This window comes from Vibrio nigripulchritudo ATCC 27043, from assembly GCF_000222685.1.
Classification (GTDB): Bacteria; Pseudomonadota; Gammaproteobacteria; order Enterobacterales; family Vibrionaceae; genus Vibrio; species Vibrio nigripulchritudo.
Genome location: NZ_AFWJ01000281.1, coordinates 1 through 24,038 on the forward strand (window position 1 = coordinate 1; position 24,038 = coordinate 24,038).

The 24,038-nt window shown below is 45.0% G+C and carries 27 protein-coding genes; 9 read left to right on the plus strand and 18 right to left on the minus strand.

The genetic code is table 11. The features are described 5' to 3' along the window. Nucleotides 1-88: 88 nt before the first annotated feature. The 4 genes from RH89_RS21430 to RH89_RS21445 form a co-directional block, all read right to left on the minus strand. Nucleotides 89-763, minus strand: a complete 675-nt coding sequence (locus RH89_RS21430; protein WP_004406384.1) for a protoglobin domain-containing protein — start codon at nucleotides 761-763, stop codon at nucleotides 89-91. Between the two features lie 278 nt (nucleotides 764-1,041). Next, nucleotides 1,042-1,476: an SRPBCC family protein gene (locus RH89_RS21435; protein ID WP_004406387.1), complete on the minus strand. Its 435-nt coding sequence runs from the start codon at nucleotides 1,474-1,476 to the stop codon at nucleotides 1,042-1,044. Nucleotides 1,477-1,593: 117 nt separating this feature from the next. Next, entirely contained in the window at nucleotides 1,594-2,058 is a 465-nt protein-coding gene (locus RH89_RS21440) for an SRPBCC family protein (RefSeq protein WP_004406390.1), read from the minus strand. A gap of 2 nt (nucleotides 2,059-2,060) precedes the next feature. After that, on the minus strand, nucleotides 2,061-2,402 hold the full coding sequence (locus RH89_RS21445; protein ID WP_004406392.1) for an ArsR/SmtB family transcription factor: 342 nt from the start codon (nucleotides 2,400-2,402) through the stop codon (nucleotides 2,061-2,063). Between the two features lie 136 nt (nucleotides 2,403-2,538). Here RH89_RS21445 and RH89_RS21450 point away from each other — a divergent pair, with 136 nt between their 5' ends. The 3 genes from RH89_RS21450 to RH89_RS21460 all read left to right on the plus strand — a co-directional run bounded on the left by RH89_RS21450 (nucleotide 2,539) and on the right by RH89_RS21460 (nucleotide 5,140). Continuing rightward, a complete protein-coding gene (locus tag RH89_RS21450; RefSeq protein ID WP_004406394.1) occupies nucleotides 2,539-2,901 on the plus strand; it encodes a nuclear transport factor 2 family protein in 363 nt (120 codons plus the stop codon). 2 nt (nucleotides 2,902-2,903) lie between these two features. Beyond that, nucleotides 2,904-3,779, plus strand: coding sequence for an AraC family transcriptional regulator (locus RH89_RS21455; RefSeq protein WP_004406395.1), 876 nt, complete (start codon nucleotides 2,904-2,906; stop codon nucleotides 3,777-3,779). Nucleotides 3,780-4,297: 518 nt separating this feature from the next. Then, entirely contained in the window at nucleotides 4,298-5,140 is an 843-nt protein-coding gene (locus RH89_RS21460; protein ID WP_004406397.1) for a DUF6279 family lipoprotein, read from the plus strand. A gap of 61 nt (nucleotides 5,141-5,201) precedes the next feature. On the opposite strand, the gene RH89_RS21465 is transcribed toward RH89_RS21460, so the two are convergent. The 6 genes from RH89_RS21465 to RH89_RS21490 form a co-directional block, all read right to left on the minus strand. After that, nucleotides 5,202-5,765 carry a pyridoxamine 5'-phosphate oxidase family protein gene (locus tag RH89_RS21465; RefSeq protein WP_004406398.1) on the minus strand — a complete coding sequence of 188 codons (564 nt, stop codon included), beginning with the start codon at nucleotides 5,763-5,765 and terminating at the stop codon, nucleotides 5,202-5,204. A gap of 12 nt (nucleotides 5,766-5,777) precedes the next feature. Continuing rightward, entirely contained in the window at nucleotides 5,778-6,152 is a 375-nt protein-coding gene (locus tag RH89_RS21470) for a nuclear transport factor 2 family protein (RefSeq protein WP_004406401.1), read from the minus strand. A gap of 9 nt (nucleotides 6,153-6,161) precedes the next feature. Then, nucleotides 6,162-7,379, minus strand: coding sequence for a sugar efflux transporter (locus tag RH89_RS21475; protein ID WP_004406403.1), 1,218 nt, complete (start codon nucleotides 7,377-7,379; stop codon nucleotides 6,162-6,164). Between the two features lie 125 nt (nucleotides 7,380-7,504). After that, nucleotides 7,505-8,113, minus strand: a complete 609-nt coding sequence (locus RH89_RS21480; RefSeq protein ID WP_004406404.1) for a class I SAM-dependent methyltransferase — start codon at nucleotides 8,111-8,113, stop codon at nucleotides 7,505-7,507. Beyond that, complete coding sequence (locus tag RH89_RS21485; RefSeq protein ID WP_004406407.1) at nucleotides 8,091-8,942, minus strand: NAD-dependent epimerase/dehydratase family protein; 852 nt, start codon at nucleotides 8,940-8,942, stop codon at nucleotides 8,091-8,093. The genes RH89_RS21480 and RH89_RS21485 overlap by 23 nt, the downstream gene beginning before the upstream one ends. Beyond that, entirely contained in the window at nucleotides 8,942-9,604 is a 663-nt protein-coding gene (locus RH89_RS21490) for a glycine-rich domain-containing protein (protein WP_004406409.1), read from the minus strand. The genes RH89_RS21485 and RH89_RS21490 overlap by 1 nt, the downstream gene beginning before the upstream one ends. Nucleotides 9,605-9,953: 349 nt before the next feature. Between RH89_RS21490 and RH89_RS29990 the strand changes: the two genes are divergently transcribed. After that, a complete protein-coding gene (locus RH89_RS29990) occupies nucleotides 9,954-10,121 on the plus strand; it encodes a hypothetical protein (RefSeq protein ID WP_004406411.1) in 168 nt (55 codons plus the stop codon). Nucleotides 10,122-10,132: 11 nt separating this feature from the next. On the opposite strand, the gene RH89_RS21495 is transcribed toward RH89_RS29990, so the two are convergent. Further along, entirely contained in the window at nucleotides 10,133-11,329 is a 1,197-nt protein-coding gene (locus RH89_RS21495; RefSeq protein WP_004406413.1) for a sugar efflux transporter, read from the minus strand. A gap of 254 nt (nucleotides 11,330-11,583) precedes the next feature. Here RH89_RS21495 and RH89_RS21500 point away from each other — a divergent pair, with 254 nt between their 5' ends. After that, nucleotides 11,584-12,477 carry a helix-turn-helix domain-containing protein gene (locus tag RH89_RS21500; protein WP_004406416.1) on the plus strand — a complete coding sequence of 298 codons (894 nt, stop codon included), beginning with the start codon at nucleotides 11,584-11,586 and terminating at the stop codon, nucleotides 12,475-12,477. Here RH89_RS21500 and RH89_RS21505 read toward each other — a convergent pair. The 7 genes from RH89_RS21505 to hpaC all read right to left on the minus strand — a co-directional run bounded on the left by RH89_RS21505 (nucleotide 12,472) and on the right by hpaC (nucleotide 20,719). Continuing rightward, entirely contained in the window at nucleotides 12,472-13,029 is a 558-nt protein-coding gene (locus RH89_RS21505) for a nucleotidyltransferase domain-containing protein (RefSeq protein ID WP_038146948.1), read from the minus strand. The two genes, RH89_RS21500 and RH89_RS21505, sit on opposite strands and share 6 nt — an antisense overlap. Next, the gene (locus tag RH89_RS21510) at nucleotides 13,011-14,024 is read right to left on the minus strand and encodes a S66 family peptidase (protein ID WP_004406420.1); all 1,014 of its coding nucleotides are present in this window, start codon (nucleotides 14,022-14,024) and stop codon (nucleotides 13,011-13,013) included. Before RH89_RS21510 ends, RH89_RS21505 begins: the two co-directional genes overlap by 19 nt. Before the next feature lie 7 nt (nucleotides 14,025-14,031). Then, nucleotides 14,032-15,012 (minus strand): D-2-hydroxyacid dehydrogenase family protein, encoded by a 981-nt coding sequence (locus RH89_RS21515; RefSeq protein WP_004406422.1) that lies wholly within the window; start codon nucleotides 15,010-15,012, stop codon nucleotides 14,032-14,034. A gap of 43 nt (nucleotides 15,013-15,055) precedes the next feature. Beyond that, on the minus strand, nucleotides 15,056-15,382 hold the full coding sequence (locus RH89_RS21520) for a YqfO family protein (protein ID WP_004406424.1): 327 nt from the start codon (nucleotides 15,380-15,382) through the stop codon (nucleotides 15,056-15,058). A 592-nt stretch (nucleotides 15,383-15,974) separates the two neighbouring features. Then, on the minus strand, nucleotides 15,975-18,335 hold the full coding sequence (locus tag RH89_RS21525) for a Lon protease family protein (RefSeq protein WP_004406426.1): 2,361 nt from the start codon (nucleotides 18,333-18,335) through the stop codon (nucleotides 15,975-15,977). 654 nt (nucleotides 18,336-18,989) lie between these two features. Next, complete coding sequence (locus RH89_RS21530) at nucleotides 18,990-20,159, minus strand: p-hydroxyphenylacetate 3-hydroxylase oxygenase component (protein WP_004406429.1); 1,170 nt, start codon at nucleotides 20,157-20,159, stop codon at nucleotides 18,990-18,992. A gap of 50 nt (nucleotides 20,160-20,209) precedes the next feature. Further along, nucleotides 20,210-20,719, minus strand: coding sequence for a 4-hydroxyphenylacetate 3-monooxygenase, reductase component (gene hpaC / locus RH89_RS21535; RefSeq protein ID WP_004406431.1), 510 nt, complete (start codon nucleotides 20,717-20,719; stop codon nucleotides 20,210-20,212). Between the two features lie 271 nt (nucleotides 20,720-20,990). Here hpaC and hpaH point away from each other — a divergent pair, with 271 nt between their 5' ends. Genes hpaH through RH89_RS21555 form a run of 4 tightly spaced genes read left to right on the plus strand, consistent with a single transcriptional unit; the run spans nucleotide 20,991 to nucleotide 24,034 of the window. Beyond that, nucleotides 20,991-21,794, plus strand: coding sequence for a 2-oxo-hept-4-ene-1,7-dioate hydratase (gene hpaH, locus RH89_RS21540; protein ID WP_004406434.1), 804 nt, complete (start codon nucleotides 20,991-20,993; stop codon nucleotides 21,792-21,794). A 9-nt stretch (nucleotides 21,795-21,803) separates the two neighbouring features. Next, entirely contained in the window at nucleotides 21,804-22,595 is a 792-nt protein-coding gene (gene hpaI / locus RH89_RS21545) for a 4-hydroxy-2-oxoheptanedioate aldolase (protein ID WP_004406436.1), read from the plus strand. 12 nt (nucleotides 22,596-22,607) lie between these two features. Then, nucleotides 22,608-23,267, plus strand: a complete 660-nt coding sequence (locus RH89_RS21550; RefSeq protein WP_004406438.1) for a fumarylacetoacetate hydrolase family protein — start codon at nucleotides 22,608-22,610, stop codon at nucleotides 23,265-23,267. Further along, nucleotides 23,264-24,034: a fumarylacetoacetate hydrolase family protein gene (locus RH89_RS21555; protein WP_004406440.1), complete on the plus strand. Its 771-nt coding sequence runs from the start codon at nucleotides 23,264-23,266 to the stop codon at nucleotides 24,032-24,034. The genes RH89_RS21550 and RH89_RS21555 overlap by 4 nt, the downstream gene beginning before the upstream one ends. The last annotated feature ends 4 nt before the right edge of the window (nucleotides 24,035-24,038 follow it).

Here is a 24,038-nt window from a genome sequence, read left to right on the forward strand (position 1 = left end):
AGATATATTTATACTGAACTCCATATCAACATTTTGAAATTGCTGTATCGATTTTTCAACCATCATATGCATCATGGATTCATAAAGCTTAATGTTTTTTAGCCATAGATAGGTAACTGAATGCCGATTGAAGTGTCTTGTTTCTTTGATCTTCCAACCTCATTAAACACTCGTACTTTGACAAGTTAAGTGAGGTCGTGTCAAAAATGCCTTGAACGTGAGGAATAACTCCATTGTTTTCTACCACATCCTTCAGAAAGATAATGTCGTCAAGTAATTTTTCTTGTTCCTCTTCTTTGTAAGAGACAGTGAGCATATCCAAGTTAATGTCAATTATCTTGTCTATTGCAGTCAAAGAATCATAGGCTTTATGCTTAATTGCCAAGTCTTTAATTGAGCGTCGAATAAAACCAAAGGCAGTATTAATATAATGAGTTGGCAGCCCAATTTTTACATGTACTTCGCTTATGTAATTTAATCGATCAAAGTATTTTTGATCGTATTTACCATCGAAAAGTTGATAGATCCATACCGAAATGCTTTCTTTATGCCGGTTTAAAACCTTGTCACACCCTAAGAATCTCGTGGCATACTTAAATTTAAAAATTGACGTATAAAAGTCATCCAATAAAAGATGCATTTTTTCTTCAATGATCGGCTGTACTTTTTTTAAGTGTAAAGCATCGTCTTCGGCGAACTGATAGTACTGTAATACCTTGCTATAATTCTTAGTGCTTTGTTCCGTCTCTATATGATACTTCACTAAAGTTTCTCCCCATAAAATATGCTCTTAAAAATCAATCAGTACTGATTTTTTATGTAAATTACTTTACATGTTAATGATAGTCTTTGTTTTTTGATTTGGACAAGAAAACACAGAACTATTTTAACAACCTTAAGTTCAGATAATATGTGCAGTACTTCATAGACAGAATTGATGAAAACAACCAGATAAATTCTCTATGAGAGCCGACCAATAGGTGGCTTAGGTGAAGGTTTCAAAAGAACCCCCTCACTCGCAGAACCGAGTGAGGGATTAGTTTAAATATTCTGTTCATTAGGGTGTGGAACCCCTTTTCCAGTCTCCAGATAACTCTTCAGGCTAAGCCCAATAAACAGCCCCCACTTACAGTTACAGTGCCCAAAAAAGGGGTCCATTTCTGGCCAGCCTTCGTGAGTAAAGCTCAGTGCTGCTCCTCGGTCGTCTTCAGAAATGATAAACGTAAAATGCCCCATCTCTTGCCAGGGTCCTTCTACACACTGCCACACTACTTTTCGGTTTTTCTCTAGGCTCACCAACTGCATTTCGACTTTATGATCACACTGAGGACCAAAGTAAAAGGAAAGGTTTTCCCCTAATATGCTGGTGGCGTCTGCTTTGGCCCACCAGTTGGACAGCCCTTCACTGCTGGTGATCGCCTGATACAGCTTTTCCGGTGTGGTTTCCATGACTACATGATGATGTATGCTCGTCATAATGTGCTCCTTGCTATTTATGTACACCAAAAGGTGTACTATTTGATTTTAAAAAAAGCACTGCACCAGTGCTTCGTTTCACTTAAGAACGATTGACGCGCGTAGGGTCTGTTTACCCTAGTCGCTTATCAATCTTTCCAAACTGTCCAGACTGCTGAGCCAACCCAGCTTATGCCCTTCATAAGCAGATTCATCAGGCAGCTTCTCATGAAGTAATGTTAGGCGTGTCCGCTTATTCTCTACCTGCTCAAACCTTAATGTCACCAACGTGGATACATTCTGATCTTCACATCCACCACAAGCCTGATCTGCCAGAACCCATGTGAACACCAGCTGCACGTGTGGATCAACAATCACAAATTCCCCGAAATGGCTGATTTCATTTCCTTCCGGTGATTGAATGACAATTTTGTACTTTCCACCCTGCACTGCATCCACGTTTGCTGAAATCACATTGTGATCTGTCGGACCAAACCACTGGCTTAACACACCCGCTTGTGTCCATGCTTCGAACAGAGTTTTATCATCTGCCCGGAATTCTCGTTGCAACTTTAGTGCTGCGTAACCCCGTTGAGCCGACATCGTTACTCGCTCTCCGTTAACTGCTTGTCTATGTAGAATTCTAGTGCATCAAACTTGTCTTCCCAGAAAGTCTGATAGAAGGCCAGCCACTCATTCACTTCCACCAGCGGATCGGGATTCAGCGAGCAAATATGTTCTCGCCCGACTACCTGCCGAGTAAGCAGTCCGGCACGTTCTAGAATCTTTAGGTGTTTGGTCACCGCAGATTTGGAAATGTTATTGGGGTTCGAGAGCTCTTTCACTGGCAGGGATCCATTCGCTAGCTGGCGAACCATTTCGCGTCTTGTCCCGTCTGCCAATGCCATAAATACATGGCTGAGCTGTTCATCTTTAATGTTTACCATAAGGTGTACAATAGATCCGGATCTTAATCTTGTCAAATAGAGGATCCGATCTTCTTTTCGATTCCGCACAAAATATCAAAACTCGCTACCTCGCTCTGTTCAAAATATAAGGGTTAAACAAAAACGGAGATACACCATGGAACATCGTGATATTTGGGAAACGTACGTACAAAGCTGGAAAGTGGAAACAGCAGAAGAGAAGCTGGCGTTGTTTGACCAGTGCCTGGCTGAAAAGTCGGTATATACAGACCCTCTGATACAGGCTCGAACAAAAGACGATCTTGTGCAATATATGCTGGATTTTCACCAGCAAATTGATGGCGGACACTTTGTCACCACCTATTTTTTAAGCCACCATAACAAAAGCGTTGCCAAGTGGAATATGTGCAATCGCCACGGTGAAATATTGGGAGAAGGCATCAGCTTCGGTGAATACAACGAACAGGGAAAGCTGATTGCAGAAACCGGATTTTTTGAAGTCCCAGAACAAGGAAACTGATTTTGAGATACATCGAGCGCATACAGGCAGGAATTGCCTTTGTAGAAGCACATCTAAGCAGTAGTTTCGAATTGCATGAAGTGGCAAAAGCCGCAGGAATGAGCCAGTGGCATTTTCAACGAATATTTAAAGCGCTGACTGGTGAAACCTTGAAAACTTACATTCGCAATCGCCGGCTTTCGCAATCTCTTGCTGCGCTCGAATCCGGCCATCACCGAATTATTGATATTGCTCTCGACGCGGGTTATGAATCTCAGGAAGCGTATACCCGTGCGTTCAAGTCGCTGTTTGGAATCAATCCTAACCAATACCGTCACGTTGAACACAAAAAGCAGTGGTTGAAGAAAAATGAAATCACCGCCGATTATCTAAAACAACTGGCACGCAATTCCGATACCTTGCCAGAGTTTTATCATCAGCCTGAGATGTGGCTTGCTGGTTTGCACACCCGCTTTCACAGTTCAGATTCAGATAAGAACAATATCGCCGATAAGCTCCCGGCACTTTGGAATGACTTTCTTCCCAGAATTCAGGAACTCAGTAATCTGACAGACAGTTCAACCGCCTACGGTGTTGTTCAGCCAGTACATGACAACACAGACCTGCTGGAATACTATGCTGCCGTTCAGGTAGAACCGGATACCCCACTGCCTGATGGATTTTCACTGGTCAGGATACCAAGTGGGCGTTATGCCAAATTTGCCCATCGAGGCTACCCGCAGGCGTTAGACGAGAGTGTCAATTACATCTATTCCAACTGGCTACTGAACCAGAACTGTGTTCACACGCTGGGTCCGGATCTGGAAATCTACGGACCAGAGTACAAAGAAAACTCCGAGGCGTCCTGTATTCACTACGCTATCCCAATCACCCCGTAACGCCCGTCAACATTCCTGACATAACCTTCAGACGAAAAAAAGCCACACGCAAAACGCGGGTGGCTAAATCAATTGTGAACAAATATCGGTTCACTAACAACGTCAGTTGGCTAGGTGACCCTCGGCTTTAAAAAGGGTCACTCCTATTAATGCAGCAACCGTGCCAACTTTTTAGATCACATTTTTGTTCGAAATCCCATCATATCTCTCAAAAAATCGCCACAAAATACAATGGCATTCGCAAATTGCAAATGCACTTTGCAAATCATAGCAATATAAAACCTGTTTCACTTATGACGCAATAAAAATTGTCTCAGTTATAAAACGCCATGCGTAAATCAATGATGGTGGATTTATGAGCTGCAAACGGAAGAATCTGGTTCATACCCGATGGAACGCACATTGATCTCGGATGTCATAAAGAAAGTATATTTTAGATATACCCTTTGATGCTCGGGTCTAGGTTCTTTCCTTTGCTTGAGTAACATCCCTGAGAATTAAATCAGCAAGGAATCGCTATGTTCTGGAAACGTCTTTTCCCACTTGTCTTCGCTTTTGGGCTTTTTGGATGTACCACCAAATTAATCTATAGCAACCTCGACTGGATCGTGATTGATCATATCGAGGACTACGTTTCCCTTACCTCAGATCAGGAAGACATTATTGAACTGAGCGTTCAAAAACTCAGTGACTGGCATCGCTCAGAAGAACTCCCTCGTTACATCGAGCACTTGAATGAACTGGAAAAGATGAATCCCGAAACGGTGGATGCTGATTATATTCATGCTCAGATTGAGAAATTTCGTCAACACGCAGAACGTATTATAACTAAGGCATCACCCAATATTTATGCGCTTGTCAGCCAACTCGACCAAGAGCAGATTGATGAATTGATGGAAAATACCGCCAAAGAAAACAAAGAGTTTCGCGAAGAAAACAACGACAAAACGGAAGAAGAGAGGCGAGAAACCTATCAGGAGCGTATGGAAGAAAACCTTGAAGACTGGATCGGCAAGCTCACCAAGGAACAGAAAGCCATCATAAAAGACTGGTCACAGGACATCAAAATTACGTATTTTGACTGGGCAAAACACGACGAAGTCATGTTCGAACAACTCAACACTTTATTCAAACGCCGTGACGAAGCCAGTTACTTCCAATCTACTTTCTTCAGAATATTTGATGACCCAGAAAGCTTCTACACCGAGGAACTGAAACAGAAACTTGAATTTAACAGGCAACTTGCCAGCGAACGCATTGCCAAAGTCATTAACCTGATGAACGATAAACAGAAAGCGCACTTCAAAGAAGAAGTGAATGACTGGAGAAGCATCGCTCAGGATCTGGCAGAAAGCGATTAAGTGACTTCGATCGCTCTACGACAAAGTTAAAAAATTGCCCCGTATTCTCGGGGCAATTTCATTATTCCGTCTCCAAACCCGCGCGTTTGACGATTTCAGTTTCAAAGCCGTCGATGCTGTGCTGATTTTTCTTGAGCCAGTATTTTCTGACTCCTTCTTCCCCTTGTCTTTCGGACCACTTCGCCAGTTCTTCTCTGTCACCGATATAGTCATAAAACGGTACTGACATTCCACAGGATGCCTGAACCAAATTAATATCGAGCAAAAAGATTTGACGGGTTGCGACACTATGGGGAAACAGATCAACGTAGTTTGACCAGTCTTCATCGCTTGAATGGATAGCTCGCGCATTTCCGTACGCTCTGAGGATCAGCGGCGAGCCTTCGAATGCACAGAACATGATGGTCATTCTGGGGTTTTGCAGCACATGGGCTGCGGATTCATTACCGCTCCCAGTTAAATTCTGCCAAGCGATGGTTTTACTGTCGATAACGCGAAGCGAGTCGCCCCCTTTTGGCGATAAGTTAACAGATCCCGTTTCACCAGCAGTACCCACAAAGTAGATTTTCTGCTTCTGAATAAACTCGATATGCTTGTCCGATAGCTCTGCGGATTGTTGTCCCATAATCCTTCCCTTTTATTGAGTCACTTCAAATGCTTCACATAAGGTTCCCTGATGATAGACCAGTTGCCAGCCCTCACCAGTAAACATCCATATAGAAGAACGCTTGGCATGGTCGAAATACTCGCCCTGCTCATTGATTAAAGCTGTTTTGTACAAGAGCATCTGAACCGATGGCTTAAGAGTCATGCAAACAAAATCTTGAGAGTGAACGGGAGGTTGGATGTCTGGTTCCTGCTCCATATTTTTGACCATATCTTCAAAGTTGTATGTGACGCCGGACTTGCCAACTTCTACAAACTCGGGGTGCAAAAGCCGATGAATTTCTTCTCCATTCTTTCGCACGCCAGGTTGATGTAATGCTTTTTCCTGCTCAATCAATATGTCCACTTTGCCTCCTTAGCCATTTTCTGCCTGTAACGCTTGCTCACGGGTAGTGAAAGACTGAATTTTCTTTTCACTCACAATAAGCAGTATCGCCGCCACGATAATACTGCCAGCACACAACATAAGCGGTGCTTTAAATCCAAAGTACTGTGAAATCAGCCCCATCAAACTGGAGCCAATCATAGTGCCTATCAGCATTGAGTTGGTATAGATTGCCGAGGCTTTTCCGATGCTGTGAGGCGCCTGATCCTGCATGATGGTGACGCCAAGCCCAACAAAAATACCAAAAAACAGACCGTTAAGAAGTTGCAGTGCTAACAATACTGGCATTGAGGAAAACAAAAACATGCCCGAATAAAACACAATGGCAACGGCGAAACCAATCCCCATCACTTTTAACTTGCCTATTCTCGCTGACCATGTCGCGACCATTAGCATAACCGGGATTTCAACCGCGGCCGTTAGCCCGAGTAAAATTCCCGGATAAGAATCGGGGAACCCCAGCTCTTTCGTAAGATACAAAGGCATGGTATTGAGATAGCTGCTGTTCGCGATGTTAGCAATAACCATTACCGCACCTAGCCACCAGATGGTAACGGGCATTTTGGTGCTCGGTTCAGCTTCATCCGCTTTCTTTTTGGGGCTAGATGATTGATGCGGTTTAAGATAAAGCGAAACCAACAATATCACCGCAAAAGCAATGCACGCAGAAACGTAAAAGTTAGACTGAAAACCAAGATTATCAACGGAGAAAAACGCCAGCGGAGGTCCAACAATCCACAGCAGAGAAACGGAAGATCGCATTTGCGAGTTCAATTTAGTGCTGTCTTTTCCAGTGGCATCAGCATAACGGCGAATCATAGAAAGGATGACGGGAATTGAAGACGAGGCAAATGGCATAAAGAACACCCCTACCAGTAGGGCGTGCCAAAATTCAGTAGCAAGAGAAAAAGACAAAGCGGATAACAGCAGCCCAAAAAGAGTTAATACAAATATCCATTTACTCGACACACCTTTGTCTATCAGCCCCAACAGCTTTTGGCTGACGAAGATGGTAATAATCGAATAGGTGGTGGTGTACAAACCAAGGTAGACGGGATCGGCGTTCAAACCGCTGACCATAAACAGGCTCATGATTGGAAGGACAAACGCAAACGACAAGGCAGTCATTCCGTTCACAGCAAAGAAAACGCCACCTTGCCCTCTGAGAAGATCAAATTTTTGTTTCATATACCTAGCCTTAGACTTCTACCAATTTTGATGAAGTTTTTTATTCGTGTTTTTTAGATATGGTTTTCTCATTCAGGCTACGCTCTGGCTTGTTAATGAGGTCGAAATACCAGAGTCTGCTGCCTCTATCTTTTTACTGCTAAGACAAAAAATGTATGCCAGTGCTTGAGATTACCAATTTTGGTTTTACCCGGTTCATTTCTTTCATGAAACTCTATGATCTCATAGCCTTCAAATAACAATTCGACTTGTTCTCGACGAAGTGGTGTGACAACTCTGCCCGATTCACTCACCCATGAATCTTCCGGTCCTAAAAAGCCACCAGCAAAAACACCTCCGGATACCAGACTGTCAGATATTCTTTGCCAGGTGGATTCAAACTGGTTTGGATCGGCAAAATACAAGCTGGACATGGCTATCATCACGCCGCAAGAAGGGTAGTCGTACTCCTCAAAGCTGTTGTTTTCGACCTCTACCAACGCATTTTCACTAAAGCGTTCATGACAGATTCGAATCGCTTCGGGTTGTATGTCAAACCCGTGTACCTGATAGCCCGAGTTATATAGATAATGAATGTCCGCCCCAGTACCACAACCACAATCTACGGCGATTTTGTGTCCCGATCGGTTGAGGTCTATGGCGCGCTTTGTCCAGGGAGAAGGCTTTCTATTTAACGTTTTCAGATAGAAAGCACGCCAGAGTTCATCATTTTCAGGTGGTTGGTTTCGTTGCATACTGTAAGCTCTGATCTTCCAAGTAATTTGCCAGAGAATGGCGGGCTCTAAAAAGGGTGGTGACAACTGGCTGGATATTCAGCTTTTCTATATCAGCCGCATCTTTGCCATGTTGTTGTTCGAACTTCTCCCAGCTTACCGGAATAGCGGCTTCAATATACCCTGAATTAAGTAAAAGCTTTGCATAGTCTTCTGGTGTGTATCCTCGCTCTTCAGCAATGAAGTACTCAGCCTCATCTGGCTGAGACTCAACCAGTGTTTGGTAAAAAGCGGCAACATCTTCGACATGCACATAGCGGTTAAAACCATGAGATGGCGACGCATATTTCAGTTCTTTCCCGGGATTTTCACTCAAGATTCTGAAGAGCTGGCAGCTTTCCCCTCCATAGATAAGACTGGGGCAATAGACAATTTTCCAAAGACCTTGCCTCGCTTGATAAATGGTCTTCTCATCTGGCGCAACAATATCAAACGGTTTAATTTGAAACGTATTCAGCTCTGAAGGGTTGGCTTTTCCAAACAACCAGACACCAGACGTATGAATCTTGGTTGCTCCCTTTTTAGCAAAGGCATTCAAAGCGGTTAAAAGAGTTCGCTCGATAGAAGCAATTTCATCTGGCGAATGTTCAGACCAATGGGGTCTTGCGCAGTTGACAACGGCATCAAAGCAGCTGTGCATACTCGTATCTTCAAGACGAACATCTTGTGCGCTCTGTAACTCTCCCCTTTGCACTTTGAAGACCTCCCATCCGCAGGATTCAAATTGCCGGACAACGTGTCGCCCGACATACCCGTTTGAACCCGATACGAGTACTTTTCTTCGGCCCACTAATCTCCTCCTCCGCAACTGCTTCCTCCACAGCTACTCCCCGTATCAGACGAACAGCCCGTGGAACCCGAACACCCAATGTGCGAGGCACAATATTGGTCGCTTTTCTTACCATCGCAATTCAGGGTGTAGTGAAATCCGTCCTCAATGTTCAGCATGGCATCAATGGCAAAAATCAAAGGAAGTTTGGCTGGATACCGGATATCTATCCCCTCTCGCCGACAAGCTAACCTCCAGGCGCGCTTTATTCCTTCTTGAGCCACCGTAGGTGACGCCATGGCTTCGGTTGGCGTGTGATGTAAAAACTGACCAAGTGCATTTTGGCAAAAACGCTGATAAGCCTTGGTAGAAAGAATGAATTCATGCCACGCCACATCAACAACCTGTGAAGGCATCGCGACCGTTTTCCCACCCGCAGCGTTGCAGATGTGAAAGTAATCTCTCAACCCTTGAATAACAAACTTAATCCCGGAATCTGTTAGGTGTGGATAGGTTTTTCTGATCCTGTCTGGAAGATGATTTTCGAATGGAAAGTGATCGATAAATTCCTGACGAGCTTTTTCTTTCCGTCGATTTCTGGCAATGATGGCAATAACAATCACAGGTATCGAGAAAATCAGCACCAGCGGAATGGTGATAGCCAGGGTAGTAGTCATATCCATATAAAACTCCAACTGTCCCTAAAACAATCCGGTATCTTGTGTAAACCATTCAGTAAGTGCAATTTACGGCATATAAATACATGAAGCCGACCGAATTTTTTGAAATTACTCACATTTATCGAACGTAAGCCGAATTATTTCATGAACATTTAGTGATTCTTTTATCATTATTATCAAAATGTTACATCGCCTTTTATCTAGGTGATTATAAAAACCTATAATTTACAATGAGTTACGCCGAATTGATCCTAACAAAAAATTCATTATTTTCTAATAATAATTATCATTAGGGTTTGAGCACTTTCGTAAACCCTATTTTGAATTCCGATGCGAATTGAAGGGGGAGTCTATGAATAAGGTTCTGGTTCTTGTGTCGCTGGCATTCCTGCTTTCTGCTTACTTCATTCATTTGATGGAGGAGAAAGAGTCTCCTCCTGTCGATCAGTCAGAAAATCTGCCCAAATACGAACCCCAGCTCAAAAACGAAGAACCTGCGCATATATCGCGAATTGCGTAAGTCAGTTAATTTTACTCCGTTGCCAATTGAGCGCTTTCTTGGGTTTTGTTAGCGCTCAGAGCAGCGAACACCAAGAACATCAGACCCAGAATCGTGCCTGCCAGACTCAGGTAAAGAGTGCTGTAAAAATTGTACACACCCGCAACTACACCGATAGCGACGCTAGACAGTAGCGTACTGCCTTGCAAAACATTGGAAAACAGAGTCGAAGCAACACCCAGTTGATCCCTCATCATATCCTGAAGCGCCACCATTCCAAGAGTTGCCGTTACCCCTACAAATACGCCATTGCAAACTTGCATTGCAATAATCTGCCATGGAGAAACCACGTAGAGCATACCTGCAAAGAACAACATTCCGCAGACTAACCCCACCGCCAGCACTCTATTACTGCCATACTTTGTGGCTAGCCAACCTGCTGCCAGCATAATCGGGATCTCGAAAAGTGCCGCGGCGCCGTAAAAAGTCCCAGGCCAGCTGTCACCCAAGCCCAGTTCTTTGGTCACATATAAAGGCATTGCCGTTACGTAGAGACCATTGGCAAAAAATGTCATCAACATCGCGAAGCAAAACAAAACGATGGGGGCTTTTTTGTACCAAGGGATTAATACTGGCGAATCTTCTGTTTGTTCTTCTTTCATGACCCCGTCAGGGAGAAAAAAGAAGATAACCGCAATCGTCGCCACGATCACCACCGCCGAAACCATAAAGGTCGCCGCAAAACCAAATTCTGCTTTCACAATAAATGCCGCTGGCGGTCCGAAAACCCAAGCAAGCGCCATCGCTGCTCGCATTGAAGATAAAAACGTAGTAGCTTTGTCAGCCAGAAATTCATCAGCGTACTCCCTAGCAAGAGCAAAAGCCTGACCATAGATAGCGCCACCAACGCTGCCAAAGACAAAAGCGATGGCAACTGCCAGGTAGTAATCGCGGATAAATGCAAAGCCCAAAACCGTTATGAGATAGCAGGTGAACGCAACCAGCAAAATGACCTTTCTGCTCCATCCACGATCGGAGTAGTAAGCGATAAACTGAGATACCACAACCGTACTAAAAACGGTGAGTACCAAATAGGCACTTAACATTGCAGGAGTGGCTTCCAACGCTTCAACCATAAACAGGCTTGATAACGGGAAGAAAAATGACCCGCACAAACCTGTAGCGAACGTCGTAAACATAAAGAGTAAGACGGTTCGATCTTTCCACATAGACCTTATCCTTTTCGTTTTATTGTTTTTTTCAGATTGCATTTTAAAAACGCAGAGTGGCCACTCCGACATAAACAACCACCGACTCGAGGGGAAGTCAGTGGCTAAAAATAAGTCTACTCAATATATGTTGATAGATTGGTATAAATCTGTCGTCTGTCGATACTTTTCCTTCAAATTTCCTTTTCACTTTGACAGAAAAATACAGTACACAATATGATGAGCTCAGCCGATTTTGAATACTTGGAAAGTTCATGCGCCCTTTTGTAGAAGCGATAAGCGATAAAACTCAGTTCAACTGGAAAATCCAGGATTATGTGTGCGATGTACCTAAAAGTGGGTTTACGTGCGCCTGGCATTATCACGTTGAATACGAACTGGTGCTTTATATCGATCCGGGGCAATCCTTCAATGGAAATTACTTTGCAGGCGACCATATAGGCAACGTGGACCACAATACATTGTTACTATATGGACCGGGTTTGCCTCATATGATTTCTGGGCGCTCCAAAGCAGACGCCACTCGTGCCCACACCACCTTAATTCTCTGGTTTACTCAAAGCTGGATAGACAAATTGATCGAAGCCGCTCCTGAACTGACACACCTCAAACCCATGCTTAGAAGGTCATATAAAGGACTGGAGTTTTCCTCACAAACTGGGGCAGCGGTTCATAACATTCTCAAAGGATACAAAACTCAGTCCGCTCATCAGCAATTGTTCTCCGTATTAGAAGCATTGACGGTTCTGGCGGAAGATGAACAAGCCAAAACATTAGCCAGTTCAAGCTACGCGATAGAGAGAATGAAAGAGCCGGACGAGAGCTTCAATCGGGTTGAGGCTGCCAGAAGGTACATTGAAAGTCACTATGATAAGCCGATAAAGATCCATGATTTTTGCCAGAGCCTTCATATGAGTGAAAGCTCTGCCTATCGCCTGTTTGAAAAGCACTTTAAAGAGAGTTTTTCAGAACACCTGAAGAAATTTCGCATTGGTAAAGCCTGTGAATTGCTGGTCAACACTGAAATCCCTGTCTCTTTGGTTGCAGAGCGCTCTGGCTTCAATAATATGTCCAACTTCAATCGACAATTCAAAAGCAGCAAAAACATGACCCCTTCTGACTTTCGCAGCCAGTTCAATCGGTCATAGTTTTTCGGCTAATCGCTTGAGGTATCCTTTCGCCAGTTGATTGTCTCCGCGGCTTAACCATTTGATGCAATCAAACAGCTCCCAAATCAGCCCCTCATCACCATTGGTATAAACCGGAAAGTCTTTATGCTCTGGTGGAGGGGTTTCAACAACTCTTGGCGGAACAATATCCGCTTTATCAAATAGAATCTGGTAAGGGTTACAAACTGGAAACGCTTCCGATTCATCCAGTACATGAATCTCGGCACTGGTCATGTCACCAAACAGGTACTTTCGAAAGCAAGCCTTATCGCTGTGGTTACCCTCCAATCGATAGAAGATATCTTTTCCCGTCTCAAACGCATCGAAAGCAGCCTGACATGTCCGATGGAACCCATGACGAGTAAACACCAAAATGTCGGCATCCGAAACTCTGTCACCAGTTCCTTTTGCCAATGAGCCAACAAGAATTGCAGCTAAAGCATCTTGATTGGGCTCAAACGCGTTAACAGCATCTTCAATTAACTGAGCCTGAATAGGCAGTGTTGATAAGTTCATTGGTCTAAGATCCATGGTGACTCAATACTGATTGTCTTCTCATCAAAATTTATCGACATTTCCACACCCAGAGGTGTCACTAACATAGGGTGTGTATGACAACTGTCAAAACCGTACAAGATAGGCACTCGTTGACCGTTTAATACTTCAACTAGGACGTCCAGTGGTGTTCTACCTGTACCTTTATCGTCAAACAGCTCATGTTTGCCCAATACAATTGCCGATACTTTATCGAACAACCCACATATTTTTAAATGAGCAAATGATCGCTCTACGGTTTCAATCCCTTTCAAACTGTCTTCGATTAAAAGTATGTCTCCAGAACGGACTTCTGGCATAAACGGACTACCCCAAATCCCGGTCATTGTATTGAGGTTTCCTCCAATCACTCGACCAGATACTTTCCCCTCTCCCAAGAAAGCCCACTGATTCTTTGAAACGGGTTTTGGTGTATTTTGAGTTTCCCAGTCAATACGAGCATCAGTCCAGTTTTCTGGCATTTGATAGGGACACGGAACAGAAGATCTTCGTACCAGAAATTGCTCAAAAGATGCATATGTTTCATCAACCAACGGAGAAAGCTCACCAAAAGACGCCACTAAAGCAGGACCATAAAAGGTGACTAACCCAGTTTTTGCATAAATACCTAATAGCAGTGCAGTAACGTCCGAATACCCAATGATGATTTTTGGGTCTTTTTTCAGCGCGTCGTAATCAATATATGGGAGAAGTGCATTGCTATTGTTACCGCCAATAGTAGACATTATGCAGCGCACGCTCGGGGCGCGGATTAACGAATTTAGCTCCTCCGCTCGTGCTTGAATGGACCCTGAACGATACTTATCTGACTGACCAGTCAATGAACCACTTACCAATTCAAAACCTTTGTTCTCAAGGAATTTCTTAGCGCGTTCAAATCTTTTAGGTGCGAAAACAGTGGCAGGCGACGAAGGAGAAAAGAATGCTATCTTCTCCCCTTTATTTAGTTTAGGAGGAAATAAGGTATTCATAACTTTCTTATTCTGTTAACTCACTATCTTTAGACACCAAATTCTTGGGTTGACCGCTAGCAAACGCAACGACGTTTTCGAACGCAATCTGAAAGTAGAGCTCGTAGCTGTTTTGCTCCACATAGCCTAGGTGGGGAGTAGCAACAACATTTGGTAAGGTTAAAAGAGGTTCATTCTCGGGCGTTGCAGGCTCGTTTTCAAATACATCCAGGGCGGCTTGTTTGGTGGGTACACGGACCAGTTCTTCATAAAGAGCATTCAGTTCAACCAACTCTGCGCGGCTAATATTGACGAATATAGAGTCGGCTTTCATCTCCGCCAGATCTTCTTGTCGCACAATGCCTCTGGTCACTTCATTCAAACGTAAATGAAGAGAAAGAATGTCTACCGACTGGAAAAACTCTTGCTTAGAATTTGCTGAAAGAAAACCATCTTCCACCGCTTTTTGGCGTGAATTGTCACTGCCCCATACCATCACTTGCATTCCAAATAACTTGGCAAACTGCGCAATGCGCTGACCTATTTTTCCGTATCCCCAAATACCTAGAGTCTGACCGAGTAATGTTCGCCCCAACCCCATAGACGATTGCTGCCATTGCCCTCGAGCTAATTGAGACGAATACGAAGGGATATGGCGTGATGCTGCCATAATCAGAGCCCAGCACAATTCTGATGGCGCGACAGGCGAACCTTTTCCTTCCGCAATTTCGACGCCATATTGGTGGCACAGAGTAGGATCGATGTGGTTACTGATTTTTCCCGTTTGGCTAATCAGCTTAAGGTTGGGGAGACGAGAAAGCAGCGCTTCCGTAATTTCTGTTCTTTCACGAATCAAAACCAATGCATCAAAAGGCTGTAACCTATCTGCGAGACGTTCTGGATCTTTTATTGTGTCATTGAAAACGGTGACTTCATGATCTTTCAGTAAATCAAAACAACTGAGCTGAGTGACGGCATTCTGATAATCGTCCAATATCGCGACTTTCAATGATTCCTCCTGATAAAGTCTTCCATGATTCAGAGTTCAAGCGCTAACTAAAATCGAATTCGTTGTTGTGCAATTTCAATACGTTAACCAATGGTTCTTCCCAACCTAAACACTCTTTTAACTGAGCAACGATGCCCTGTACGAATTTACGTTCCACGTTTATTTCAACTTTTAGCAGTGGGTAATTTTCCACCCCACCAATAGATCCAAATACGGGGCTAGATCCCAGTAACGCTCGATGCGATCCCGTCACTGAGCTAATTGCCCAGCAGTGATCGTAGTTGCCAATTTTATCGACGCCAGCTTCGTGCAGTGTGCTAAGCACCTTATCTTTTTGGTCTGGCTGGCAAAATATTTCAAGTTTGTACATGTTAGATCCTTGCAAAAACGAAATGCGAAACCAGTCTGAGGATTTTTATGATTGACGAGTACTGGAGAATCGCGCATTTCGGATAGATAAAGTCACCTTTTCATTGAGCGTTATCGTCTTTTCCCGACATTGTTCTGAACACTCAAAGAAAGTTTCGAAAAGTGAATATTTAATACAGTAATGGAGAACCTGAGTAGTGACTACTTGTGCCAACTGATTGCTAGAGGGGAGTCACGACAAATTCTTAGTTAACCAATTTTAGAATTTACGTTGTATACCCAAGTGAGCTCAAGATGCAGGATTCAGAGCCTCATATTCTGTTTCAGTTCAAGGAAAAGAACGCAGTGGAATGACGAGTCCTTTCCAAGTTCTTTGACGAAGAAATGGGACAGAATATGGGCTCCCAAGGGCGAGTTTAACTGGCTTCCATACTGCGTTACCGATTCTTGATTTAGACCCACTAGATCTTCAAATCGGTGTCTTGTCTGAAAGACAGTTAATTCTCGCTGAACCTAGCATATTGAGGTCACTTGGGTATAAATACGAGCTAAAAGAAAAGGGGCTTTCGCCCCTTTAATCTGATCATCAGTTATTACTTACGCAGCGCATTCAGCTTCGCTTGAGCAATGCCAAACACCGAATCGATTGGGTAAGCAACTTCATCACCCAAATCGCCAGGTTTCTTCCCGGTAAAGATTTCGATGGCTTCGGTTACATGTTCAATCGCCCAGATGTGGAACTCGCCTTTTTCTACCGCCTCTACAATATCTGCACGCAGCATCAGGTTATGAACATTGGCTTGAGGGATAATGACACCTTGCGATGAGTTACGTCCTTTGATCACACATACGTCGAAGAAGCCTTCGATTTTCTCGTTAACCCCACCAATTGGCTGAGACTCACCGAACTGGTTCATTGAACCCGTAATCGCAATGTCCTGGCGGTTTGGCAATTTAGAGAAAGCCGAAACAATGGCACATAGTTCTGCCATGCTGGCACTATCGCCATCCACCCCACCGTACGATTGTTCAAACGTGATGTGAGTGGTTAACGGCACTCTAGCGGTTTTGCCAAATACGGAGGCTAAGTAAGCCGACAGAATCATCACACCTTTAGAGTGAATGTTACCGCCGAGATCAACGTTACGCTCGATATCGATCACCTCACCGTCACCATAGGCTGTAGTGGCTGAGATTCGGTTTGGTGCGCCAAACATATGATCGCTGGTGCTCAGTACCGACAACGCATTCACCTGCCCCACGGCTTCCCCTTCCGTTTTGATTAGGGTTGTTCCGTTAGTAAAGCTTTCCATCACACTGTCTTTCAACCTGCCTACTCGCATCTCCTGGCTAGCCAGTGCCTGTTCAACGTGGCTGGAACGAATCAAGTTCGATTTCGCTGCACGAGCTACGTAGTTTGATTCGCGCAGCAGGTTGGCGATATGCGCTGAATGCAGTGAAAGCTTAGTGCAATCACCTGCCCGGCGGGAGCTGTGTTCTATGATTCTGGCAATGGCTTTTTTGTCGCAGTGCAGCATGCCATTATCGTGCACGATACTGGAAATAAAGCGCGCGTAATGAAGCTCCGCTTCCGGTGTTCGCGTCATCTCATCTTCAAAATCAGCGGTCACACGGAACAGTTCACCAAACTCCGCATCATAGTGCTGCAGCAATTGATAGGTTCGGTAATCACCAAACAGGATAATTTTCACATCCAGCGGAATCGGTTCTGGATCGAGTGAAACCGCACCAGTTAGCGTTAACTCTTTCTCCAGTGAGGTCAGGCTGAGTTGGCGCGCGCGTAGGGCTCGTTTCAGACCATCCCAAACATAAGGTTGTTCCAGAACCTTCATCGCATCCATAAGCAGCACGCCACCATTGGCTTTATGCAGACTACCAGGACGAATTAGGGAGAAGTCGGTAAACACCGTTCCTTTAAAGGTCGCGGTTTCTGTATAACCGAACAAACTGTGATAGTTCGGGTTGTCTTCCACGATGATTGGGAAGTTTTCATCTTTCTGGCTGACAAGCACGTTGATTTTGTAGCGACGCGGTAGCTTTTTATCCAGTGCCGCGGTAGAGACTTCACCGTGTTCATTCGCTTCTTCAAGGAAGATATCAACGTTCTCGATGATGTCCTTTTGCAACTCGCTCAGGTACTTTTTCACCTCCGAGAAATCGGAATAGTCTTTTTTCAGTTGCTTGATGAAATGGCTGATTACATCCAGCGTTACTTCGCTATTCAGCTTGTGGATTTTCTCGGTGTACGCTTCTTCCCACTCCGTCAACTGACGAACCATGGAACGTAAGGAGATTTCCAGCGAATCGATGGTTTTATCGAAGTAGTCCTGCTCTTTTAATGTGAGTTCATCAAAAGACTCTTCGGTATGCAGTTCATCTCCATTCATGGCTACAAACTGGTAATCACCCTGATTGGTGATAGTTAAGCTGATACCACGCTCTTTCGCTTCTTTGCTAATGCCTTCCAGCTCGGTTTGCTGTTTGGCAGCAAGCTGGTTTTTCAGCTTGTCAGCACGTGAATAGTAGATTTCGTTGTCAAAAGCCAACGGCATGGCTTTGACCAGTTTGGTCATCAGCTTTTCAATGTCTTTACTCAGGCGGCTACCAACTCCAGCAGGCAACTTAAGCACTTTAGGGGTACGGATGTCTTCAAAATTGGCAACATAACACCAGTCGAATGTTGACTCATTATCGACAGGGTGACGATTCAGATAACGCAACACCATGGTGCGCTTACCTAAGCCATTACGACCAATCGCGTATATGTTGTAGCCTTTCTCTTTAATGGACATAGCGAATTCAACGGCTTTTTGCGCGCGCTCTTGTCCTACAATCTCGTCGATCGGCTCTATAGTCTTGGTTGACGAATATTCAAAATCTTCCGTTAAAGCTTGAACGTATAAGTCGTCTGATACCAGTTCTTTGATCCCCATAACGCCTCCTTACACTAGATTTTAGTTCTTGTTTTCTCTATCCATTGACAGAGCCTGATTAGGCTATGTGGCGACACAAAGGCGACAAAATTAAGCCGCCCATATTCAACAAGTTAGCATAGAGAATGGGTCTGAGATGTGGCTCAACTATCATTAGAGGGAATTTTAGGTTTAATTGCACATTTTATAACCAATCTAGGTTATATGGCAGGTAGCGTCAGGTTTAGTCGTGTAGAGGGTGTCTATTTCTGGAACGCAGAAAAGAAAAAAGCGACTCATAACCATGAGTCGCTTAGCAAAAATGAGGCAGACTGAAAATTTTCAACCTTGCCAAAAGCTATAAATTACACTGGAAGCAATGTGAGCAATGTCGTGTCAAACGGAATTAAGAATTGGCTTGTTAGGAACAAACTGTTTTCTTCTCCCCGCCGACAGGTAAACAATAGTCATTCTCATTTTCATTGTCAACAAAATATTGAGAATTATTCTCATCTGTTACATTTGATGCATAAGCACTCTGCTCTGAACCTAAAAAATGTTCTTTTCTATTCATTAGGTTAGCGACAAAGAAAACGCGGTTCGCTCTTGAAAAAAAAAGCGAACCGCGAGACAAAGTTAATTGAATAATTTAGGTGAAAACAATAAAAAGAACCATCAAACCATAGTCGGATCAGGGTCTAACCCCATCAATTCACGACCAAAGATCTGCTTACACACGTCATAGTCGGTGTATGCGTGAGCACCTGTCATGTGAGAATCGCGGAACAGACGCTGTGCTTCGTTGTCTTCAAACCAAGAATTCCCGCCCATTGCTTCAAATAAGCGATCAACCGCTTCTATACACATTTTAACGGCATACGCCTGATTGGTGCGCCAATGTGCGAGCTTCTCGCGGTCTGGGTAGCGTTTCTGTTCGCCGTACTCTTTATGTTCCTCCCACGTCTTTTCCAAAAATGCGCGAGCGGCGTTCACCTGATGGGTCGATTCTGCGAGCCTCATTAGCGCAGGAGTTGCGGCACCCACATTCGCTCCTGTGTATGCACGAACACGGTTCTGGGTCTTTTCTTTGAACACGGTCAGCATGCGCTCGGCAATACCTAAACTCACCGCTGAGAAGCCACAAGCAAAATATGGACGGTAAGGGGCATAGAAAATCTTGCTGTCAGGATACAAGTCGAACCCAGCAGATTTGCCTTCCATCATGTCTTTAGCTGCTTCGATACGATGTTCAGGGATAAACACGTCTTCTAAGATTAAGGTTTTGGTTCCGCTGGATTTCATGCCCGCCGCAAACCAATCGTCTTGAATGGTGTATTCACTTCTTGGCACAACGCCAAATGAGTATATGCGTTCCCCCTGAATACCTTCGCGCCAGAAACCTAAAATCGCCCATTCGGCGTGGTCACAACCACTGCTCCAGCGCATATGCCCGTTAAACAGTACTCCACCTTCTACTTCCACAATTTTGCCAAACGGTGCAATGCTGCTGCTTGCCGTAGCATCGGGATTTTCTCCCCAGAACTCTTCTTGCGCTTGCTGAGAGAACATCGCCATCTGGTGGCTGTGTGTAGCAAGTAAACTCGCTGCCCATGCAGTTCCGCCACACGCGCCAGCTAACGCTGCTACACAATTGGTAAACTCCGGAAGTGAGACTTCTAAACCACCGTAAGCTTTTGGCTGCAAGGCACGGTGGAAATTGATGCTTTTTAGAAGCCGAATGTTCACTTCCGGAGGGGTTCTGTCTCGCTCTGCCATGGCAGCATTTTCGGCAATGGTTGGGAGAATCTTATTTAATTCTTCAAGTAAAGGGTTTTGAGTATTCATAATTCGTCTCACATTATTGTATTTTTAAAAGAATGGTTGGTACTTTTAATTTAAGCCGCCGTTGCTTGTTCATTTTTAACCGTTCTAAACTCTCGATTAAAATAAATAAGGGCGTCTTTACTTGAGTTAATATTGATATCTTCAATTTCTACATAAAATACAGAATGCGTACCCACTTCATTAACAGACTTTATTCTACCTTCGAGGTTTGCAATCGCACCATCCAGTTTTGGCACACCAATTTCAGAGAGCGTCCAATCCGGCAACTGGAAACGTTCATCCATGGTCAGCTTTGTCATTCCCGCAAAATGATACGACATAGGCTCTTGTTCCTGACTGCAAATGTTAATACAAACATTCTCATTTTCTCGGAACTTATCGTGACTGCCACTTTGTTGGTTTACGCACACCAGCATGGTTGCTGGGCTATCACTCACTGAACATACTGCCGTGGCAGTAATACCGCCTAAGCCAGCCTTTCCTCCAGTGGTTACAATGTTCACTGCAGCCGCAAGATTCGACATGGCATCTCTAAATATCTTTTGTTTATCCTGTTCCATTTTCATATTCCCTTCGAGTGTAGGATCACAATTCCATATTAGATAAAGGGGGATATTTAGATATGGCTTTTCCTATTAATGGATTGCACTTTTCAATCTCAGTAAAACTCAAAATAATTTTAAATATCTGAAATAGATATAAATATTAACAATCAATAATACCAAGCGAATTATCCAATAGTTTTTACTTAATGAATCTATTTGATATAGATAAATACAACTTAGCCAAAATTAAAATCACCCAATTGAATAATTAAAATAAGGAAGTCGTATGCTCACTAAGGAAGAAATACAGAGCGCAGCTCAAAAACTGTATCAAGCGGAAATCAATCGGAAACAAATCCCAGCATTAACCTTGTCTCACCCAGAAATGACCATAGATGACGCTTACGCCATACAGAAAAACTGGGTAGACCAAAAGATCGAAAACGGCGCTCAGGTGAAAGGCTACAAGATAGGGCTCACCTCTCGTGCAATGCAGATGGCTGTCAACATTGACCAGCCCGATTTCGGCGTGCTTCTGGATGACATGTTCTTTCCAGATGGCGCACAAATTCCGGCGGGAGATTTCCTCGACCCCCGCATTGAAGTCGAACTTGCCTTTGTGTTGAAAGCCCCGCTCAAAGGCGAAAACGTTACCATCTTTGATGTGCTCAATGCCACCGATTACGTGGTACCGGCCATTGAGTTGATTGCCGCACGATGCCACCGAACCGACCCTGAAACTGGGTACACCCGCAAGGTGTACGACACCATCGCAGACAACGCAGCCAATGGTGGAATCATTATTGGCGGACGCCCGATTCGCCCCGACGAAATGGACATTCGCTGGGCAGGTGCCGCTCTGTACCTCAATGGTCAAATCGAAGAAACCGGATTGGCGTCTGGCGTGCTCGGGCACCCTGCCAACGGCATCTGCTGGGTATGCAAACGCTTTGCGCCACATGGGATTGGCTTAGAGCCTGGGCAGGTGATTTTGTCTGGCTCTTTCACCCGCCCCGTCGCCGTGAAAGCAGGCGACACGGTGCATGCCGATTACGGTCCGTTAGGCGGAATTTCCGTGTCTTTCGTGTAAGGAGCCGTCATGAAGAACACATTTAAGAACAAATTGATTCATCACGAATTGCAATGGGGTTTGTGGCAGGGTTTGCCAGATCCCACCTGTGCAGAAATCTGTGCCGGTGCGGGCTTTGACTGGTTGCTCTTGGACGGGGAGCACGCCCCTTTTGAATTAGGCGATCTTCTTGCCAGCCTACGTGCGATTGCCCCCTACTCCGCTGCCCCGATTGTTCGCCCTGCTGAGGGCAACACCACGGTCATCAAACGGTTACTCGATATCGGCGCACAAACGCTTCTAATACCGATGGTTGATACAGCTGAACAAGCGCAATCGCTAGTGTTGGACTGTCGCTACCCACCAGCAGGACGCCGCGGTATGGGCAGTTCACTGGCTCGCGCTGCACATTGGAATCAAATTCCGAACTACGTTCATCAGGCCAACGACAACGTGTGCTTGCTGGTACAGGCAGAAACCCAAACGGCTCTCGACAACCTCGAAGCCATTGTTTCGGTCAACGGCGTGGATGGCGTGTTTATCGGCCCGACGGATTTGTCTGCCTCCATGGGGCATGTGGGCAATCCAGACCACCCTGATGTAGTGGCAGCGATTGAAAAAGCGATTCGCACCATCAGAGAAGCAGGAAAAGCCGCAGGGATCTTATGCCTGAACCCTGAAAAAGCGCAGCACTACGCAGATTGTGGCGCCAGCTTTATAGGCATTGGGGTCGACACATTGCTGCTTTCTAACGGTGCGAAAGCCCTCGTTTCTCGCTTTAAAGGACAACAAGATACCGCGCCAACAGGCAGCGGATACTAAATAAGGATTCACATGACGATTCTACCTGACAGCAGCTCAAAACTCGTTTGTGTCGCACTCAATGACGTACGTCACCGCGAAATCTGGAGCGATAAGTTTCAACAGCCCCCTTACAAAGCGCTGCCGACTGAACCCGTTTTGTATTTTAAGCCTCGAAACACCTGGAACAAAGACAACTCACTGATCCCAATGGATGCTCCCAACGCACCGCTTGTGGTCGGCGCGAGCCTTGCGTTACTGGTTGGAAAGCGTTGCCAGCGTGTCAGCCGAGAGGACGCATTGCAATACATCAGTGGCATCAGTGTGGTGCATGACATTTCGTCTCCAGAAGAAAGCTACTACCGACCAGATATTTTGGGTAAAGGCATCGACAGATCAGCAGCCATGAATGGCAACTGGCAGCCTGTCAGCTTGCTCGACTCGCCAACGAAAGCCGTGGTCTCGACCAAAATCAATGGCAAATGGCGAGGCGATATCTCTACAGATCAATTTGAGATGAGCATTCCCGAATTGATCGAACGTATTTCTCGCATCATGACGCTAGAGCCCGGGGACATCATCGCCCCTTGTTTCCACGGCGAACGTATTCCGGTTCGCGCCGGAGACAAAATCGAATCCAGCATCAATGGGCATCACCATCTAACCAGCCGTTTAGGGGAGTCACACGCATGAAAACCGCACGCATTTTGAAAAACGGCAAAACGCTCCACGTCACCATTGATACCGAAGGTCATTTGATTGGTCCCGATGGTCATGTTGTTCCCCAAAACGACATCACATGGCTTTGCCCGATTGAAAACCCGGGCACTATTTTCGCTCTCGGGCTCAACTACGCAGATCACGCATCAGAACTGGCTTTTTCAGCACCTGAAGTCCCGTTGGTATTCATCAAAGGGGCGAATACCTTGACCGGGCACCGTTGCAACACCTACCGGCCTGACAATGTGGACTTTATGCATCACGAGTGTGAGCTGGTCGCAGTCATCGGGAAAAAAGGCAAGAACATCGCCAAAGAAGACGCGATGGATTATGTCGCCGGATACACCATCTGCAACGACTTCGCGATACGCGATTACCTGGAAAATTATTATCGCCCGAACCTGAAAGTAAAAAGCCGCGATTCACTCTGCCCGATTGGTCCATGGCTAATCAGTAAAGACCAATTACCCGATATCGATAACCTCGCACTGGAAACGCGAGTGAATGGTGAAGTCGTCCAGACGGGCAACACCAATGACATGATTTTCAGCGTGCCAGAGTTGATTGCCTACCTCAGCCAAACCCTGACATTACAGCCGGGTGACATGATTGCAACGGGGACGCCAAAAGGTCTGAAAGACACCCAACCCGGTGATGTTGTGGACTGCTCCATTGAAGGGCTGGGGACGCTCACCACCTACATGGTCAGTGAAACGGAATATTTTGAACGCAAGGATTAAGCAA

Excerpts from the sequence above, each read along its gene's own strand:
- RH89_RS21475 (WP_004406403.1), bottom strand. The coding sequence starts at position 7,379 with ATGAAACAAAAATTTGATCTTCTCAGAGGGCAAGGTGGCGTTTTCTTT.
- RH89_RS21530 (WP_004406429.1), bottom strand. The coding sequence starts at position 20,159 with ATGAATACTCAAAACCCTTTACTTGAAGAATTAAATAAGATTCTCCCA.
- RH89_RS29990 (WP_004406411.1), top strand. The coding sequence starts at position 9,954 with ATGAATAAGGTTCTGGTTCTTGTGTCGCTGGCATTCCTGCTTTCTGCT.
- RH89_RS21435 (WP_004406387.1), bottom strand. The coding sequence starts at position 1,476 with ATGACGAGCATACATCATCATGTAGTCATGGAAACCACACCGGAAAAG.
- RH89_RS21480 (WP_004406404.1), bottom strand. The coding sequence starts at position 8,113 with ATGCAACGAAACCAACCACCTGAAAATGATGAACTCTGGCGTGCTTTC.
- RH89_RS21525 (WP_004406426.1), bottom strand. The coding sequence starts at position 18,335 with ATGGGGATCAAAGAACTGGTATCAGACGACTTATACGTTCAAGCTTTA.
- hpaC (WP_004406431.1), bottom strand. The coding sequence starts at position 20,719 with ATGGAACAGGATAAACAAAAGATATTTAGAGATGCCATGTCGAATCTT.
- RH89_RS21465 (WP_004406398.1), bottom strand. The coding sequence starts at position 5,765 with ATGGGACAACAATCCGCAGAGCTATCGGACAAGCATATCGAGTTTATT.
- RH89_RS21495 (WP_004406413.1), bottom strand. The coding sequence starts at position 11,329 with ATGTGGAAAGATCGAACCGTCTTACTCTTTATGTTTACGACGTTCGCT.
- RH89_RS21490 (WP_004406409.1), bottom strand. The coding sequence starts at position 9,604 with ATGGATATGACTACTACCCTGGCTATCACCATTCCGCTGGTGCTGATT.
- RH89_RS21510 (WP_004406420.1), bottom strand. The coding sequence starts at position 14,024 with ATGAATACCTTATTTCCTCCTAAACTAAATAAAGGGGAGAAGATAGCA.
- hpaI (WP_004406436.1), top strand. The coding sequence starts at position 21,804 with ATGAAGAACACATTTAAGAACAAATTGATTCATCACGAATTGCAATGG.
- RH89_RS21460 (WP_004406397.1), top strand. The coding sequence starts at position 4,298 with ATGTTCTGGAAACGTCTTTTCCCACTTGTCTTCGCTTTTGGGCTTTTT.
- RH89_RS21440 (WP_004406390.1), bottom strand. The coding sequence starts at position 2,058 with ATGTCGGCTCAACGGGGTTACGCAGCACTAAAGTTGCAACGAGAATTC.
- RH89_RS21520 (WP_004406424.1), bottom strand. The coding sequence starts at position 15,382 with ATGTACAAACTTGAAATATTTTGCCAGCCAGACCAAAAAGATAAGGTG.
- RH89_RS21550 (WP_004406438.1), top strand. The coding sequence starts at position 22,608 with ATGACGATTCTACCTGACAGCAGCTCAAAACTCGTTTGTGTCGCACTC.
- RH89_RS21555 (WP_004406440.1), top strand. The coding sequence starts at position 23,264 with ATGAAAACCGCACGCATTTTGAAAAACGGCAAAACGCTCCACGTCACC.
- hpaH (WP_004406434.1), top strand. The coding sequence starts at position 20,991 with ATGCTCACTAAGGAAGAAATACAGAGCGCAGCTCAAAAACTGTATCAA.
- RH89_RS21500 (WP_004406416.1), top strand. The coding sequence starts at position 11,584 with ATGCGCCCTTTTGTAGAAGCGATAAGCGATAAAACTCAGTTCAACTGG.
- RH89_RS21505 (WP_038146948.1), bottom strand. The coding sequence starts at position 13,029 with ATGGATCTTAGACCAATGAACTTATCAACACTGCCTATTCAGGCTCAG.
- RH89_RS21445 (WP_004406392.1), bottom strand. The coding sequence starts at position 2,402 with ATGGTAAACATTAAAGATGAACAGCTCAGCCATGTATTTATGGCATTG.
- RH89_RS21450 (WP_004406394.1), top strand. The coding sequence starts at position 2,539 with ATGGAACATCGTGATATTTGGGAAACGTACGTACAAAGCTGGAAAGTG.